Consider the following 15,491-nt stretch of genomic DNA (forward strand, 5'->3'; position numbering starts at 1 on the left):
GTTTATGAAAACCATATCTGTCGATGAGTTTAAGGCAAATTTTGCGAAAGTGATTAATCACGTCAAAGCGGGCGAGAACTTTGCAGTTAACAACAATGAAAACAAAGAGGTTATCGGGTATTTCTTAGCCAAACAGCCTGCGCAAAAACTTAAACGCAAATTGGGTCTCTTCGAAGGGAAGATGAAAATTGAGTTTAAGCCTGGCTTTAAAATGACCGACGAAGAATTTTGCGGCTACCAGCCAAGAGTATAAGTAATCTCGAAAAGTATAGTAATAATTACAATCAACCCATCCAAAAAACCAGGGCAAGCATAAATATCAGATCAGAATACTGCAACTGTGATTTTAAGGTTTTAAGCGCCTCTACCATATGATTTTTAACCGTATTGGGCGAAATCTGCAATTGATCGGCAATTTCCTTGTGCGTGAGGTGTTCAACCCTGCTCAACCTGAAAATGACTTGCTGCTGGCGCGGCAGTTTATTGATAATGCGTTCGGTAAATTGCTCCAGATCGCTTACCAGCATTTCCTCTTCGGTATCATTATGAATGGTGGCAATATGATTAACCAGTTTATCCGAAAGCTCGCGCGACTGGCAGATCTGCCTTAGTGAATTTAACGACAGCCGTTTGGCAATCACATACAGGTACAACCAGATATCTCCTTCGGCATTTAGTTTCTGCCGGTTGGTCCACAAATTAATAAAGCACTCCTGCACTATCTCTTCGCTCTGCTGCCCGTCTTTTAAAAAGCGGTACGCAAGGCGATAAACTTTGCTGCTGTATGCCTCATAAATGGCATCAAAAGCAGCTTCATCGCCCTTAATCAATTGTTGGATATGGTGGCTGTTAATACTCTTACCCACTTCAGTTTAATATAATTGGTGAGATAAAAGTAAAAAGTAAATTTTAAATTAACATAGCAAAAACCAGATAATAAATTGAAGTAGTGTTGTTGTAGTGGTACTTTTTTAACAAAAATAAATGTTTTTATAACTGAATATCAGCTAAAAACGAAGCAAAAACGATTAAGCAACAATGGCCATATTTAAGCTTGTTGCGACATTTTGTTGAAAAATATTAACGCAGATTTTGCGATTTTAATATCCGCACGACGAAAAAGGACCAAAATTTAATAAAAAAACTATTGTAGCTAAACTATCATCCCTATCGGCAAGGCTAAATTTCAACTATGACTCCGCCTTCAAATAAGCTTCGGACCGGTCGGGTAACTCTCCATTAATAAGTTCGGCGCAATGCTATCCACCGGTGTATTTCAAATATTAATTTTTTATAAGCTATTTAATGCGGTGAGTGCCGTAAAACCGCGTAATGTATCCTACAAAATTAAAGCAGCCATTTTTTAGGTAAACCCATCCCCTACGGACCGACAAATTATTAGTTTGCAATGTTTAAAGTTTAAATGTACCTTTATATCAGGTTCCCCAACATTTGTAACAAATTCCTGCAATTCAAACATTTATGAACCTAAAAAACGCCATTGTGCTTATTACGGTAATAAGCATGATAACCGGCTGTAAAAAAGATGCCGGTGAAATCACCACACCAACCATTCCCACTCCGGTTGTTAAAGTAAAAGATACCATATACCTGCTCAATAAAATGGTAACCAATTATTTGCTTACTCCATCGCCGGTAACCCAAACCGAAACGTTTACCTATAACCCGGCCCGGCAGTTAATAAAACACGTTTACGATTATAAAAGCTATACAAGCAACTTTACAACTACCTTTACCATAGCATATAACGATGGTAAAGTTAGCGAAATCAGCAGTTCGGCTACCAAACCCTACCCCTGGAATAAAATACGATATAGCTATTTTGGCCGCGATATACATGTGGTATACAACTACCCCGCTGCAAGCAAAGACAGTATTGTAATTACCCTGAACAATAAAGACCTGGCCGAAAAAGTGCAGGGTAACGGCCAGTATTACATTTTAAAGTACGATGCCGACGGCAATATTGAAAACCGAAGCCAGTACGAAAACAAAAACCCGGCAAAACCTACGTTCAACAACGATTACACTTACGATAAAAAGCCAAGTCCTTTTTGGGCATTGCGCAATAATATTTACATTACCTACCAGGCTTTTAACGATATAAATACATTTGTCAATAATCGTACAAGCAATAACAAACTGGAGTTATACAACTACACATATAACGAAAGTGGGTACCCAAAACAAATGGTTACAGTACACAGTTCGGTTGCGGTAAAAAAGGTTGATTATACCTATACACGTATTATAGTAGATAAATAAACTCAGGCAATGTGGCCATTAGCATCGCTGAACCTCGAGCCCAGTTTTGCCTTCAGATAAGTTTCGAGCTGCGCAAGAGCCTGGTTATTAACTATCTCTTTTACGCTTAATTTATGCTTTTCATCTTTCCCTTCGATAATTAACGAAGGGACTTTTTTAACCGAAATGTAAATACAATATCCACCCAGCAAAAGCGGTAAAACAGGTAGCCCTATTGATTCGATATAGATAACATGTACATGCGGGTTATTAAAACTTTTAATTACACCAATGATCTGTAATATCGAAAAAACAATTAATGCAGCGCCTGCAACCAATGTTAATACCACATTTTTTGTTTCGACTGCACGCCTGAAGTCGGCCCTGTCAATATCATCAAAAGCAATGGTTTTATAATTAAAGCGGTTACGCAGTAAGTGAACACCCTGGGCTGATAAAGCAAAATCTTTAGCCTCGATATCGTAACGGTTCATTTTTTTGTGATATGTTTAGTTTTTCCAGATAAAGATGAAAGGCCTAAAGTAAGCACAAAACCCGAACTTGCCTCTCTGTTTTTCGAGGCTTGTTAATAATTAAATCGCCGGAAATAAATATTACCTGTTAACTTTACATCATTATCTTATCACTATAACTCATGAATCCTGTATTCCGTTCTGCGCTGATTATTGCTTTAAGTTTAATTTCGCTTATGTTTTCCATCAGCAGGTGCCGGCAAAACCAGGCCCGCCGCCAACAGCAGATGCAAGCAGGCTGGACACCCGAAGTGGAACGGCAGATGTATAATTTATTTTACGAAAAAGCAGCCCAGTTTACCAATAATGACGATGAACGGAAACAATTTTCGGCCTGTTGCATGATCAAGCTGAAGGCTTTGCTTCCTAACGGAATAACCGGAACAGAACTGATGACCGACAGCGTAAAAGCGGCAGCCATAAAAATGGGACTGGAGTGTTCAAAAAACATCCACTCGCAGCTAAATATCTGGCAACCCGAAGTTGTGCAGCAGCTTAAACTGCAATTTTATTCGTATCCTGAAGTTAAATTGTTGCCCGCCAATGTGAAAAAGGAATATGTAGATTGCCTGGCATTTAGGGTTACAACCGATTATCCGACCGCTACCGGCGCAGATAGTATTGATTCGAAAAAGCTAAAACGGGTTGTTGAAAAAGCGCGCAACGGTTGCCTGGTTTTAATAGCGAATAAGTTCAATAAACTTAAAATAAAAAAGGATACAACAAAGGCCAAATAAATCAGCTGGCCTGCATCAGCTCGCCCTCAATTAAACACAGCGGCGATTTAACCGGCGCGGCAAGTAATTCAAAAAAATCAACTTCAAGCATTTTGGCTATCAGCATCAACCGCTCAAGGGTAAGTTCCATGCTGCCTAATTCAATTTTACTGAACGAATTTTGTGATATATGCAACATTGCCCCACATTGCCCCTGCGAATAACCTTTTTGTATGCGCCTTGTACGGATATCAGATAAAATAGCCTGCACCCGGCTATTCACTATTTCAACATTCATGATTAACGGTTTGATAATAGCAATATACGGCAGATGTTAAACCAAAGTTGCGGCAACTGTTATAATGCGTAAAAACACGTATGTGTGATGGGTTAAAAAAGCCTGGTGGTGGTGTAATTAACGGGGTAAATGTTTAAATGTCATCACTTTCCCACCATAAACCCAATACTCTTCGCTTCCTCCTTTTTCACCACCAAACCCTCAATAAACAACTGCCCATCCTTTATTTTATAATTTAGCGAACGCTCATCAACCTGATAATCCTCCCCGGTAAAAATATCCTTCAGTTTATTCGCCAACGCTTTCCTGTCAAACGCGGGGCTCAGGCTAAGCTGCTCATCAAGCGGGGCCAGCACAATGCCGTCCACTTTGTACGAAAATATTTTTGAATCCATTTGATAAAGATAGTATTTCCGGTGGCTAAGGTTAAACTACCAGTCGGAGGTTGAGCCGCCGCCGTTTGAAAAACTACCGCCGGATGAAGAAGAAGATGATGATGATGAGCCTGAATTGTTTCGCCTGCGATCATCATCGTCATTATTATCATAATAATTGTTAGTGGTGTTATTGTAATAATTATCTTCCCGCCAGCGGTTGCGGCGATAGTAGCGCCTGTCGAAAAAGCTTGTACCGGCAGGATAGCCGCCCCAACCATCTCCTTTGTGTTTTATACACATGCGCACAAAGGCCACAATTGCAAAAATCGCAAGTGCAATAAATCCCAGCAATATCAACAGTACCCCTACCGGCCCTATGTCTGTGGATTGTGTAGTGGTTGTTTTTTGGGCAACCGGTTCTGCTACCGGGGCTGGAGGTGGCACAAAATATTGGTTTAGCCGCTGTACCAGATTGCTAAGCCCTCCGTTGTAATCTTTTTGTCTGAAATAGGGTTTAATACCATCAAGCAAGCCTTCACGCTCAATAACCGAAAGCTTTTGCAGCACGGCGCTATCCAACTCGATATGTTGTTTATGCTGATTTATGGCCGCAACATATACAATGCCCTTACCTGCTGTGCCCACATGCCATTTACGGCCTATCAATACAGCAAATTTATCAATGGTGTATTTGTGGGGCACGGTTTTTACCAACACTATGGCTACCTGTACTTTAGATGCTTTTTCGAGGGCATGGAGTTGTTTGCCTAATGTTAAAGCCTGATTTTTGCTTAGCACCTGCGCAAAATCATTTACATAAATATTTTTTTGAGGTGCGGGGATCTGGGCAAAACTGTATTGCGCTAAAAGCAGCAATACAAAAAACAGTATTTTTTTCATCATGATAAGGCCGGTATCAAATAACAGCTTACTAAGGTAAAAATAAAAACAGCTTACGCCGCTCTACTTTTTGGGATATCGTTTTGGGGGCGCACTTTTTTTACGATGCCCATATAAGCCATGCTGAGGTAATTCCTGCTGCCGGCTGGCAGCAGGAGGAAGATTATTACCTGTATTACTAAGTTCTACGTTTTTATATGCTTCAGGAACCCACTCTAACCTTATCCTGCAATTTTTATCCATTGATCTTTAATTGCATCTAATTTAATAAAAAAACACAGCTTATAACTGCTATGCCAGGGCATCTGCCGCAAACTGGCGGCAAATTTTCACTTCTTTTACCGCATCCGATCCTTCGGGGATTTTATACTCCAGCTCAATAGTAGCCGGGAATTTGTATTTGTTGGCTTTAAGCAGTTGCAACACTTCCTTTATCGGGGTATCGCCCTGCCCCCAGGCTTGATTAGGGCCGTCGTGAAACTTACGGTCTTTAATGTGCATGCTGGTAATACGGTCGTGATATTTTTCGATAAACGGAGCGGGGCTGCTGCTGGTTCCGGCTACATAATGACCGATATCAAGATTGATGCCGTTGTATTTGGATTGGCTAAGAGCCGTATCCCAAAGTGTAGGCGTAGCCTGGGTATGGGCATGGTAGCCCACCATCATTTTATGTTTGGCGGCTATATCGCCCAAACGTTTGGTTTGTGCTTCGTCGGGCAGCTCCACAGTTACATGGTTAACACCTAAAGCCTTGCCGGCATTAAAGGCATAATCAATTTCGGCATCGCTGTTTTTGGGGCCGAGAGCGTTGGGTTTCCAGGCGTAAATATTTACCCCGGCATCATTATACATTTTGCGAATCTCTTTAAACTTATCCATCGAAGCTGTAGGGCGCCAGTCGGCCATCTTTTTACCAAAAGTGGCCCAGTCTTCACCTGCCTCACGTTTAGGTGCGCCGGCATAGGCTTCGGCGGCATCGCCCATCAGTTCGATGGCGTTGATATTGCAATCGATACAGTATTTCAACAAATCATCAATAGTACCAGGCATGCTCCTGAACGAATAGGTAATCACGCCGATCTGCACGCCGTTAATTTTTGAGTTTGGCTTATCGGCACCAATTAAAATATTGCCGGCGAAGGATGATTTTGAAAATACTAAAAGCCCGGCTGCGGCAAGCGCACCGTTGCCTATAAAGCGGCGCCTTGATAAGTTATGCTGTTTCATGATGAATAGCCTGTTAGGTTTGTTTGATACATTGGTTAATACCAAAGTTATCAATTAATTAAAGCCCGCAAATTTTGTATTGAAAGTGTTACGTGTTGTAGCGTTTGTGTTATGATTGCCGTACCTGCAATAAACCTTAAAATAATTATGAAAAAGATCCTGCTACTGGTATTCAGCGCTTTTGCTGTTTTATTAAGCTGCTCAAAAAATGATGATACAACCAATAACCCATCGTTAATTGGCAGATGGGAATATCGCGGTACAAGTTGTTATTGCATCCCTCCAAAAGATACTACCGAAGGTAAACCAGGCAATGGTAATATCATCACTTTTACTGCCGATACCTATAAACGCTTTAAAAAGGATACACTGGTAAAAAGCGGCACCTATCGCACACGCAAATACAATGGCAACCGCGATCAGATTGTTTATGATAATGATACATCCAATATCGTGTTTTTCAGGATAGCGAATAAAATCCTCACTTTTTACGGTACAGTTCCGCTGGCTGCCGACGGACCGGAATATCATTATGAAAAGCGGTAAAAATTTACTGTACTATTCAGGGTGTCACCTGCACGAAAACGAACGATGCATGTATCAAATCGATGCATCGCGCTAAAGCAAACCTTCATTAAACAACTGTAAATCAATAATATAAATTCATGGCATTTAATTTGAGCCTGCTATTGCAGTAATAACATAATATCATGAAACACGGCAAACAACTGGAAAGGCGCACTTTTAACCAGGACCGTTTTGAAATACTGATTAAACGGCAAAAAACAGGTAAAGCCACCTTTAGCGAACTCACCGAACTGGATGAGATTGTAAACCGTGACCCCGAAATCCGCGAAATTGTGCTGGAAGAAATGCAGGATGCTGACACTCCCAAACCTCCGGATAATGCCCCCACTCAGGCCATACAAAAACCGGTGAGGCAAAGCTTTTTCGAAAAAATAAAAACATTCATTAACCGGTTGTTTTCCCCGGCAAACACTGATTTAAGCACTGCTATTGCCGCATAAGACTACAAGCCCTCTTTAATTTTAATTTTTTCGACCTCGTTAAACAAAAACAGAACAATGTTTATGGATATGTTTGCAGCATCGCCATAAACAAAACGTGTATGAAAATTTTTCAGCAATTGCTGCAGCTCAGGGAGCGTAAACGGGGCTTTCATCTCATCACTTCCGAAGTGGTGAATGCGCTCCCTCAAATACATGAGCTAAAAACCGGCATCTGCCAGGTTTTTATCCAGCATACCTCGGCCTCGCTGGCCATTAATGAAAATGCCGACCCAACCGTGAGGCAGGATTTTGAAATGTTTTTCAGTAAGGCTGTGCCCGAAAATGATCCTGATTATTTACACGATGATGAAGGTCCCGACGATATGCCCGCGCATTTAAAGGCGGCGCTTTTAGGCAGCTCGGTAACTATCCCAATCCGCAACGGTCGGCTGGCTTTGGGTATGTGGCAGGGCATTTACCTGTGCGAGCATCGTAATTATGGAGGCAGCCGCATGCTGGTTATTACCGCATGGGGCGAATAAAAAACAGATAAAAACGCAATTATTATTGTATTGAATACAATTAATTTACACTTTTGAAAAATTAATGTAAATTGATACTCTTTTAACTTGTATAAGCCCGCCGGTTATAAGCTTATATCAAATGTTGTTCTATATTTGTTTTTCATCATAAAATATCAAGGTTATAAATGCTCAAGTATTCTAAGCAAACAAGGTTACTATTGGCTGTTGATTGTATAATTTTTGGCTTCGATGGCGAGGTTTTAAAGATATTGCTTATAAAACGCGGTTTCCAGCCCGAAAAAGGAAACTGGAGCCTGATGGGCGGCTTTGTACAGCCCGATGAAAGCCTTGATCAAAGTGCCAACCGCATTTTAAAGCAGCTAACCGGCCTGGAGGGCGTGTATCTTGAACAACTATACACCTTTGGCCAGCCACAGCGCGACCCTATTGAACGTACCGTTTCGGTTGCTTATTTTGCCTTAATTGATATCCACAAATACGAAACCCAGATCAGCGATGACTACCAGGCCGAGTGGTTTCAGCTTAAACGTGCACCCAAACTGATATTCGATCAGCAGGAAATGGTGGAGCAGGCCCGCAAGCGCATCCGCTATAAAGCAGCTATGCACCCTATCTTGTTCGAGCTTTTGCCAACCAAGTTCACCATTCCGCAATTGCAAACGCTTTATGAGTGCGTATTTAACACCACTATTGATAAACGCAATTTTAGCAAACGTGTACTGGCAACCGGCCTGCTCATTAAACTGGCCGATAAGGATAAAGCAGGGTCGAAACGCGGAGCTTATTACTATCAGCTCAACATGCAAAACTATTATGCCAAGTTCCAGGCTTTCATGAACTTTATTCCAAATCCGGATACTTTATAAGTAACAATTCGTTTCCATTAATTATATTTAAGCAAATAGGTTTTACCCTGCCACCTGCATTTTGTTTACGTGTTTCCCAACCATATGGTATTTTACACGTATAACATTATTGGCTATTTTAAACCGCTGCACTCTTATTTGCGTAACATTAATTAATGAAAAGATCCGTAAGCTTTTTAGCGCTGCTTTTATTTATCCTACCTGCATGTTTCGGACAGTCGACGGAGCTGAAGAAACTAAAAAACAAGCTGCCTTTAATTCGCGATAGCATCCAATACATCAATACGCTAAACCGCCTTGGCCTGCTGATGTATGAACAAAACATCGATAGTTCGTTTTACTACGCCAAACGCGCCCGGGCCATGGCCGAAAGGCTCGATTATAAAGCGGGCAAGGCCGGTGCCCTTAATGTAATTGGTATTGTATACGATTTAAAAGGCAACCTGCAGTTATCGCTCAGGTATTATAACGAGGCTTACAACCTTTTTAAAGAGCTTCATGATACATCAAACGTAATACAGGGTTTGATGAACATCGGCCTGGTATTTAACGAAAACAAGGAAGATAAAAAGGCCATCAACTTTTTTAAGCGGGCCTTAAATACCGGCAAAACACTACAGCGCGATTCCATCATGTCGTTAGTGTTGTGTAACTACCTGTTGTTGTACCCCGAGCAGATCCCGAAAGATTCGGTTGCTATTTACCTGGAAAAAGCACGGCAGATAGGTTTTAAATTTAACGATAAGCGCATGCTGCTGGAGGCCGACCAGATTCAGAGCCTTCTTTACCTGCTAAGCAACGAACGCGAAAAAGGTATAGCCCTGCTTCAGCACGCTATTGATAGCGGCCTGAAAATGGAACTTTATTATTTGAGCCTTGATATGATTATCAATATTGGCGACCTGTACGTTGCTCCGGATACATTAAAGGCCATCACGTATTACAAACAGGGGCTTGCCATTGCCGAAAAAAGCGGCTATCATTATTACGAAAAAATTTTTGGCAAAAAGCTGTACGATATCTACATCGCCCAAAATAATCTTGCTGAAGTGCAGCGCTACAGCGAAAAGCTGCTGAAACTGTATGATGATGAGGAGAAATTCACCAACACATCGGGCTTTGATTATATCGATTACGCCCTGAAAGATCAACAATTGGAGGCCATCACCATCAGGAGCCAAAACAGGCAAATAGTTGCGATAATACTGGGGATTTTATTTATCATTACGGCAATCAGCGTAATTTTTATCTACCGCTTATACAGCCTCAAGAAACGGCACGGCAAAACCCTCGAGGCCCTGAACCAAAAGGTGCAGCAACGCAACGAAAAGCTGGAGATAGATCACGAATTTAATAACCGCCTGGTATCCATCCTCGCGCACGATTTCAGGCAGCCTATAGGTGCGCTCAAAACACTGGCTACTGTATTAAAAGACTCAGACACTTTTACCCGTGAAGAACTGATGGAACTGGTTGATACTATGGAACATTCATCAAATATTTCGCTGGAGATTTTTGAAAACATTTTGCACTGGATCAAGCAGCAGTTATCGGGTTTTGAATATAACGCTGTTCCCCTGCCGCTACATGAACTGGTTGACGAAGCCCTGCAGCCCTTTGCCCTAATGGGTGATGATCACCACCTGCATTTTGTTAATACTGTTGACCCCGGTATTGTTATTTATGCCGATAAGGAACTGGTGCAGTTTATCCATCGCAATTTTATTCATAATGCCATCAAGTTTTCGCCGGATAGTTCAACAATTACCATAAGCGCCGGAAACGGGAGTAATGATACCACTGTTTGTGTAAAGGACGAAGGCAAAGGTATTTCGCCGGATAAATTGAAACTACTGTTTAATTTTCAGGCTAACATGCAATACAGCAACGAAAAGGAAAAAGGTGCCGGTGTAGCGCTGATGATCTGCAAGGATTTTGTTGATAAAATGAACGGGAATATCTGGGTAGAGAATAATGAAGTGCGGGGAGCTGCGTTTTGTTATTCGCTGCCGAAGCCAAAGTGAACATACCGCCCGGTTTACTCACCCGATCTACGCTTCGCTGGATCACCCTCTCTCCCGCTTTGCGACAAAGAGGGTTGGAAAATAAATTAAAACAAAAGTCCCTTCTTTACGCGCAGCGAAGAGAGGGGTGACAAGCGCGGCGATGTCGGGGTGAGTAAATACAAAGCCGGCCATTAAACGAATTGCCTGCTTTTACCCGAAACCCACCTTTGTAATTTTTAAATTACCAGCACAAACACAACGCTTTAAGTTTGTAAATTACCATCAGCATTAACCAAACAATAAACCCGCTATTATCATGAAAACCTTTTTACTGCTGTTTGCAGCCCTGCTGCTTTCGGGCTATTCGTATGCCCAACAATTACCGGCCCGTTGGGATGAGTTAGTTGCCTCCGATTTTCCGGCTGCGCTCGAAAAATCGTCAAAAACCTGTATCCTGCCAATTGGCATCCTCGAGAAACATGGTCCTCACTCGCCTATCGGTACTGATTTGATCCATGTGCGCGAATGGGCCGCGCATGCTGTTAAAAGCGAATATGCTGTAGTTTTTCCAGATTATTTTTACGGGCAGATTAATGAAGCACGCCATCAGCCCGGCACATTCGCACTGCCAAGCAAAGTGATCTGGGATTTGCTGGAAGCCACCTGCGATGAAATTGCCCGCAATGGTTTTGATAAAATTGTGATATTGAACGGTCACGGCGGCAACCCGGAGTTTATCCAGTTTTTTATGCAATCGCTGTTGAATAAACGCCATAATTATGCTGTATACTTTTACAACCCTCGCGGCGGCGATAAGGAATATGCCGAGCAATACCGCAAAATGCATAAATCACCGATGGAAAACGATCAGCATGCCGGCGAAAGTGAAACTTCTACCCTGCTTTACTATCGTCCTGATTTAATGAAGATGGACAGGGCCGCATCGCAATCGGGCGATAACCAGCATCGCTCCAGTCTGCCTAATGTTTATACGCCAATATGGTGGTACGCTGCTTACCCTAATCACTATGCAGGCGAGGGCGCTAAAGCCACACCCGAGTTTGGCAAATTTATAGCCGAGCATGAGATTGCTACGTTTATACAGGCGCTTAAAGTTATTAAGGCCGATACCAGCACCATTAAACTGCAAAATGAGTTTTATGATAAGGTGGATGCGCTGAATAAGTAGTTAAATTTATAAAATAAGCCAAAACGCCGTCGCTCGGCTCCTGCCGAGTGACGACTATCCTACGGCCTCTGGCCGACTCGCTTACGCAGGCCAGAGGCCTGAAAATAATTGCCACTCGGCTCCAGCCGAGCGGCAGCGGGATTGTTGTGTGTTGCGTTATAAAGATTTCTTTTAATCCTCCTTAAAGCCCAACACTTCATCAATCATCCCGAAAGCCTTAGCCTCTTTAGCTATCATCCAATAATCCCTGTCAGATACTTCATGAATTTTTTCGTAGCTCTGGCCGCTGTGTTTGGCGGCAATATCATAAAGCTCCTTTTTCATTTTGGCAATCTGTATGGCGGCAATCTCTATATCTGATGCCTGCCCCTGCGCGCCACCTAAAGGTTGGTGCATCATGATACGCGAATGGGGTAACGCTGCTCTTTTACCATGTGCACCAGCACAAAGCAACGTTGCAGCCATTGAAGCAGCCAGGCCCGTACAAATAGTTGCTACATCGGGCGAAATGAACTGCATAGTATCATAAATACCCAACCCCGCGTATACCGAACCACCCGGCGAGTTAATATAGATCTGGATATCCTTTTTGGCATCTGCCGATTGCAGGAACAGCATCTGCGCCTGGATAATATTGGCAACATTATCATCCACAGCGGTACCCAGAAAGATGATCCGATCCATCATCAGCCTCGAAAAAACATCCATTTGCGAGATATTTAACTGGCGTTCTTCCATAATATAAGGTGTCATACCCATGTTGATCCGGCCGTTATTTACCTGGCCAATAAACCTGTCTACATGCAAACTTTGCACACGGCGGTGCCCTACCGCGTATTTGCGGAACTCGTTTTTGATATTCATAAAATTTTAAGGTATTTAGCGTTTACCGAAAAAACGCATGATCTTTAGCCTGAAACCCTCGTGCTCAGGCTGGCTGAATAGTTTTTTATGTACGGCTTCTATCTCGGCTTTGAGTTTATTGCGGCCATATTGTTTTACCAGGCCAAGGGTTTGCCTATGCCACATTACCTGCTCGTGCATTGCTGGGTTGATGATCAGTTTAGCCTCAAAAAGCAGCGCCTCATCGGGCGGGGCAAGCTTCAGCACAAAATCATCAATTGCCTTGATCTCATTCAATGAAGTCCGCATAGGTTAATGATTGTTGTTTAACTGTTTCCCTTACTTTTTCAATGCATTTGTACTTCTGTACGGTAGCCGAGCGCTCGTTTGTATAACCGAATAAGCCGGCAAGCTCTTTCATGGGTTGTTTGTGGTAATAGAAAGCGCTTAATAGTTCCATACATTTTTTACCGGCGGTTTCGAGGTAGCGCATCAGTTTGTTGGATGATGGATGCTCATCCGTTTCATCCGTAATATCAAATTCATAGCCATCAAGCGGCAGGCTATTGCTATCCTCCCTGAACTTTTTAAGCCAAAGATGTTTGGTTATGCCTAACAGGTATGCTTTTTCGTTGCTCTGTGCAGGCAATTCGCCGGCAACCATCTTTTCATAGTAAATAACCAGCGCATCGTGAAAAATGTCCCTGGCATCATCAAACGAGCCGCCCATTTTAGCTACATATTTGGCCACAACAGGGAAAGCCGTTTTATAAAGCGTTGTTATCAGCTTTTCCCTTTCAGCTACCGGCTCATTAAAAACTATTTCATTTGCCATGATCATCGCGTTTAATAGTAAGTGCGTAAAATGCATGATATATCACCCGTGAATTTATGAAATTATTTTTGAGGATAGTGTCTTTCATGCGAAGTGGACCCACTATAATAGATTTGCATTGTATCGAAATAAGCACGCCAAGTAGAGACTATCTTAATACATAAAGTTCTTAAACTATCCACAAAAAAATTTGCGCCTCTGCCTGCTTAAAATCCTTCACTCTCCACCCTCAAAAACCTTTGCGACTTAGCCTTCCTTGCGTTCTTAAAATCTCAAACTATCCACCCTCAAAAATCTTTGCGGCTTTGCGCCTCTGCGTGCTCAAAAACCTACTCGGCAACACCCAACTAATTTTATTCCAATCACATTACAGATAAGCGTTTTAAAACACTATTTTTAGCCCCTCAAATGCCGATACCCCGGGGTATCAGTTTAACAGCAACATAAAAATGAAAGTTTTAAAATTTGGTGGGACATCAGTAGGTAGCCCCGCCCGGATGAAAGCACTGCTTGACATCATTAACCCCGCCGAGCGGCAGGTGGTGGTGCTCTCGGCAGTGTCAGGCACAACAAACAGCCTTGTAGAAATTGGACAAGCTTACCTTGCCGGCGATAAGAAGAAGGCGGCACAGCTTATTACTATCCTGAAGGATAAGTACGAAATTTTTATAAAGGAACTGCTTGCCAAACCTGAGTTTTTATCCCAGGGCCAGGAGGTGATCGACTACCATTTTTCATTACTGAGCAACCTGGCTAATGATCATTTCACCAATATTGAAGATAAAATAGTAGTTGCCCAGGGTGAGCTGCTTTCAACTACGCTTTACCATGTTTACCTGAAAGAAATAGGTGTACCATCGGTATTGCTGCCTGCTTTGGATTTTATGAAGATAGATGAAGACAACGAACCTATTGTTGACTACATCACCGAAAACCTGCAGCCCCTGCTTGATCAGCACCCCGAAGTAGACCTGTTTATCACCCAGGGCTATATTTGCCGCAATGCTTACGGCGAGATTGATAACCTGCGCCGCGGCGGCAGTGACTACACCGCTTCATTAATCGGCGCAGGCATCCGCAGCGAAGAGGTACAGATTTGGACGGATATCGACGGCATGCACAATAATGATCCGCGCATTGTGAAAGGGACCCAGCCTATTGCCCAGCTCTCATTTGATGAAGCTGCGGAGCTGGCTTATTTCGGTGCCAAGATTTTGCACCCGCAAAGCGTGTTCCCTGCCCAGCGGTATAAAATCCCGGTTAGGTTATTGAACACCATGGACCCTAAAGCACAGGGCACCCTCATCACCAATACCAGCGAAAAGGATAAGATTAAATCCATCGCCGCTAAAGATGCGATCACCGCCATCAAAATCCAATCAAGCCGGATGCTGTTAGCCCATGGCTTTTTGCGTAAAGTATTCGAGGTGTTTGAGCGTTACAAAACTTCTATCGATATGATCACTACATCCGAAGTGGGTGTATCCGTAACTATTGACGACACTACCTATCTGGGCGATATTACCAAAGAGTTGAATACTTACGGCTCGGTAGAGATAGATGTTAACCAAACCATAATCTGCGTGGTAGGCGATTTCGGTGCCGAAAAACATGGTTATGCAGCCCGCGTACTGGAAGCGGTTAAGCATATTCCGCTAAGGATGATCTCGTACGGTGGCAGCGACCATAACCTATCATTACTGGTTAAAACCGAAGATAAGGTGGAGACCTTGAGGAGTTTGCATAACAGGTTGTTTTAATTTCGGATGTCGCATTTTCGATTTCGGATTTATTTTACTTCGATTTCGGATGTCGCATTTTCGATTTCGGATTTATTTAATTGAGATTTTTAATTTAAGATATCATTGCGAAGGACAA

General features: G+C 42.6%; 19 protein-coding genes. 10 read left to right on the forward strand and 9 right to left on the reverse strand.

Features of this window, described 5'->3' with window-relative positions; genetic code table 11:
- Positions 1-4 precede the first annotated feature (4 nt).
- On the forward strand, positions 5-253 hold the full coding sequence (locus HYN43_RS16310) for a type II toxin-antitoxin system Phd/YefM family antitoxin (RefSeq protein ID WP_245446930.1): 249 nt from the start codon (positions 5-7) through the stop codon (positions 251-253).
- A gap of 31 nt (positions 254-284) precedes the next feature.
- Here HYN43_RS16310 and HYN43_RS16315 read toward each other — a convergent pair whose 3' ends face one another.
- Positions 285-866, reverse strand: a complete 582-nt coding sequence (locus HYN43_RS16315; protein ID WP_119410360.1) for an RNA polymerase sigma factor — start codon at positions 864-866, stop codon at positions 285-287.
- A gap of 616 nt (positions 867-1,482) precedes the next feature.
- Here HYN43_RS16315 and HYN43_RS16320 point away from each other — a divergent pair.
- Complete coding sequence (locus HYN43_RS16320) at positions 1,483-2,286, forward strand: hypothetical protein (RefSeq protein ID WP_119410361.1); 804 nt, start codon at positions 1,483-1,485, stop codon at positions 2,284-2,286.
- Between the two features lie 2 nt (positions 2,287-2,288).
- Here the strand turns inward: HYN43_RS16320 and HYN43_RS16325 are convergent, their stop codons facing one another.
- A complete protein-coding gene (locus HYN43_RS16325) occupies positions 2,289-2,759 on the reverse strand; it encodes a hypothetical protein (protein WP_119410362.1) in 471 nt (156 codons plus the stop codon).
- Positions 2,760-2,920: 161 nt separating this feature from the next.
- On the opposite strand from HYN43_RS16325, the gene HYN43_RS16330 reads away from it, so the two are divergent.
- Positions 2,921-3,535 carry a hypothetical protein gene (locus HYN43_RS16330; RefSeq protein WP_119410363.1) on the forward strand — a complete coding sequence of 205 codons (615 nt, stop codon included), beginning with the start codon at positions 2,921-2,923 and terminating at the stop codon, positions 3,533-3,535.
- Between the two features lies 1 nt (position 3,536).
- Here the strand turns inward: HYN43_RS16330 and HYN43_RS16335 are convergent, their stop codons facing one another.
- The 4 genes from HYN43_RS16335 to HYN43_RS16350 all read right to left on the reverse strand — a co-directional run bounded on the left by HYN43_RS16335 (position 3,537) and on the right by HYN43_RS16350 (position 6,319).
- Entirely contained in the window at positions 3,537-3,812 is a 276-nt protein-coding gene (locus HYN43_RS16335) for a helix-turn-helix domain-containing protein (RefSeq protein WP_119410364.1), read from the reverse strand.
- A 143-nt stretch (positions 3,813-3,955) separates the two neighbouring features.
- A complete protein-coding gene (locus HYN43_RS16340; RefSeq protein ID WP_119410365.1) occupies positions 3,956-4,207 on the reverse strand; it encodes a hypothetical protein in 252 nt (83 codons plus the stop codon).
- A 36-nt stretch (positions 4,208-4,243) separates the two neighbouring features.
- On the reverse strand, positions 4,244-5,092 hold the full coding sequence (locus HYN43_RS16345; protein ID WP_119410366.1) for a TPM domain-containing protein: 849 nt from the start codon (positions 5,090-5,092) through the stop codon (positions 4,244-4,246).
- A 288-nt stretch (positions 5,093-5,380) separates the two neighbouring features.
- Positions 5,381-6,319 carry a sugar phosphate isomerase/epimerase family protein gene (locus HYN43_RS16350; RefSeq protein ID WP_119411257.1) on the reverse strand — a complete coding sequence of 313 codons (939 nt, stop codon included), beginning with the start codon at positions 6,317-6,319 and terminating at the stop codon, positions 5,381-5,383.
- Positions 6,320-6,466: 147 nt separating this feature from the next.
- Here HYN43_RS16350 and HYN43_RS16355 point away from each other — a divergent pair, with 147 nt between their 5' ends.
- The 6 genes from HYN43_RS16355 to HYN43_RS16380 all read left to right on the forward strand — a co-directional run bounded on the left by HYN43_RS16355 (position 6,467) and on the right by HYN43_RS16380 (position 11,935).
- Entirely contained in the window at positions 6,467-6,865 is a 399-nt protein-coding gene (locus HYN43_RS16355; protein WP_162996523.1) for a hypothetical protein, read from the forward strand.
- A 164-nt stretch (positions 6,866-7,029) separates the two neighbouring features.
- Positions 7,030-7,347: a hypothetical protein gene (locus HYN43_RS16360; protein WP_119410368.1), complete on the forward strand. Its 318-nt coding sequence runs from the start codon at positions 7,030-7,032 to the stop codon at positions 7,345-7,347.
- Between the two features lie 101 nt (positions 7,348-7,448).
- Entirely contained in the window at positions 7,449-7,871 is a 423-nt protein-coding gene (locus HYN43_RS16365) for a secondary thiamine-phosphate synthase enzyme YjbQ (RefSeq protein ID WP_119410369.1), read from the forward strand.
- A gap of 167 nt (positions 7,872-8,038) precedes the next feature.
- Positions 8,039-8,740, forward strand: a complete 702-nt coding sequence (locus HYN43_RS16370; protein WP_119410370.1) for an NUDIX hydrolase — start codon at positions 8,039-8,041, stop codon at positions 8,738-8,740.
- A 155-nt stretch (positions 8,741-8,895) separates the two neighbouring features.
- Complete coding sequence (locus tag HYN43_RS16375) at positions 8,896-10,764, forward strand: ATP-binding protein (RefSeq protein WP_119410371.1); 1,869 nt, start codon at positions 8,896-8,898, stop codon at positions 10,762-10,764.
- Between the two features lie 298 nt (positions 10,765-11,062).
- Positions 11,063-11,935 (forward strand): creatininase family protein, encoded by an 873-nt coding sequence (locus HYN43_RS16380; RefSeq protein WP_119410372.1) that lies wholly within the window; start codon positions 11,063-11,065, stop codon positions 11,933-11,935.
- Between the two features lie 171 nt (positions 11,936-12,106).
- Here the strand turns inward: HYN43_RS16380 and HYN43_RS16385 are convergent, their stop codons facing one another.
- Genes HYN43_RS16385 through HYN43_RS16395 form a run of 3 tightly spaced genes read right to left on the reverse strand, consistent with a single transcriptional unit; the run spans position 12,107 to position 13,613 of the window.
- The gene (locus HYN43_RS16385) at positions 12,107-12,799 is read right to left on the reverse strand and encodes an ATP-dependent Clp protease proteolytic subunit (protein WP_119410373.1); all 693 of its coding nucleotides are present in this window, start codon (positions 12,797-12,799) and stop codon (positions 12,107-12,109) included.
- Between the two features lie 15 nt (positions 12,800-12,814).
- On the reverse strand, positions 12,815-13,087 hold the full coding sequence (locus HYN43_RS16390) for a hypothetical protein (RefSeq protein WP_162996524.1): 273 nt from the start codon (positions 13,085-13,087) through the stop codon (positions 12,815-12,817).
- Positions 13,068-13,613 carry an RNA polymerase sigma factor gene (locus tag HYN43_RS16395; RefSeq protein ID WP_119411258.1) on the reverse strand — a complete coding sequence of 182 codons (546 nt, stop codon included), beginning with the start codon at positions 13,611-13,613 and terminating at the stop codon, positions 13,068-13,070. The genes HYN43_RS16390 and HYN43_RS16395 overlap by 20 nt, the downstream gene beginning before the upstream one ends.
- 449 nt (positions 13,614-14,062) lie before the next feature.
- Between HYN43_RS16395 and HYN43_RS16400 the strand changes: the two genes are divergently transcribed.
- On the forward strand, positions 14,063-15,373 hold the full coding sequence (locus HYN43_RS16400; protein ID WP_119410375.1) for an aspartate kinase: 1,311 nt from the start codon (positions 14,063-14,065) through the stop codon (positions 15,371-15,373).
- Positions 15,374-15,491: the final 118 nt, after the last annotated feature.

Origin of the sequence: Mucilaginibacter celer, assembly GCF_003576455.2 — a bacterium.
GTDB classification, from domain to species: Bacteria; Bacteroidota; Bacteroidia; order Sphingobacteriales; family Sphingobacteriaceae; genus Mucilaginibacter; species Mucilaginibacter celer.

Bases quoted from the DNA above. Each gene is read 5' to 3' on its own strand.
- HYN43_RS16395 (WP_119411258.1), bottom strand. From the start codon at position 13,613: ATGGCAAATGAAATAGTTTTTAATGAGCCGGTAGCTGAAAGGGAAAAG.
- HYN43_RS16400 (WP_119410375.1), top strand. From the start codon at position 14,063: ATGAAAGTTTTAAAATTTGGTGGGACATCAGTAGGTAGCCCCGCCCGG.
- HYN43_RS16340 (WP_119410365.1), bottom strand. From the start codon at position 4,207: ATGGATTCAAAAATATTTTCGTACAAAGTGGACGGCATTGTGCTGGCC.
- HYN43_RS16365 (WP_119410369.1), top strand. From the start codon at position 7,449: ATGAAAATTTTTCAGCAATTGCTGCAGCTCAGGGAGCGTAAACGGGGC.
- HYN43_RS16380 (WP_119410372.1), top strand. From the start codon at position 11,063: ATGAAAACCTTTTTACTGCTGTTTGCAGCCCTGCTGCTTTCGGGCTAT.
- HYN43_RS16355 (WP_162996523.1), top strand. From the start codon at position 6,467: ATGAAAAAGATCCTGCTACTGGTATTCAGCGCTTTTGCTGTTTTATTA.
- HYN43_RS16325 (WP_119410362.1), bottom strand. From the start codon at position 2,759: ATGAACCGTTACGATATCGAGGCTAAAGATTTTGCTTTATCAGCCCAG.
- HYN43_RS16375 (WP_119410371.1), top strand. From the start codon at position 8,896: ATGAAAAGATCCGTAAGCTTTTTAGCGCTGCTTTTATTTATCCTACCT.
- HYN43_RS16320 (WP_119410361.1), top strand. From the start codon at position 1,483: ATGAACCTAAAAAACGCCATTGTGCTTATTACGGTAATAAGCATGATA.
- HYN43_RS16385 (WP_119410373.1), bottom strand. From the start codon at position 12,799: ATGAATATCAAAAACGAGTTCCGCAAATACGCGGTAGGGCACCGCCGT.
- HYN43_RS16390 (WP_162996524.1), bottom strand. From the start codon at position 13,087: ATGCGGACTTCATTGAATGAGATCAAGGCAATTGATGATTTTGTGCTG.
- HYN43_RS16360 (WP_119410368.1), top strand. From the start codon at position 7,030: ATGAAACACGGCAAACAACTGGAAAGGCGCACTTTTAACCAGGACCGT.
- HYN43_RS16310 (WP_245446930.1), top strand. From the start codon at position 5: ATGAAAACCATATCTGTCGATGAGTTTAAGGCAAATTTTGCGAAAGTG.
- HYN43_RS16370 (WP_119410370.1), top strand. From the start codon at position 8,039: ATGCTCAAGTATTCTAAGCAAACAAGGTTACTATTGGCTGTTGATTGT.
- HYN43_RS16335 (WP_119410364.1), bottom strand. From the start codon at position 3,812: ATGAATGTTGAAATAGTGAATAGCCGGGTGCAGGCTATTTTATCTGAT.
- HYN43_RS16330 (WP_119410363.1), top strand. From the start codon at position 2,921: ATGAATCCTGTATTCCGTTCTGCGCTGATTATTGCTTTAAGTTTAATT.
- HYN43_RS16350 (WP_119411257.1), bottom strand. From the start codon at position 6,319: ATGAAACAGCATAACTTATCAAGGCGCCGCTTTATAGGCAACGGTGCG.
- HYN43_RS16345 (WP_119410366.1), bottom strand. From the start codon at position 5,092: ATGATGAAAAAAATACTGTTTTTTGTATTGCTGCTTTTAGCGCAATAC.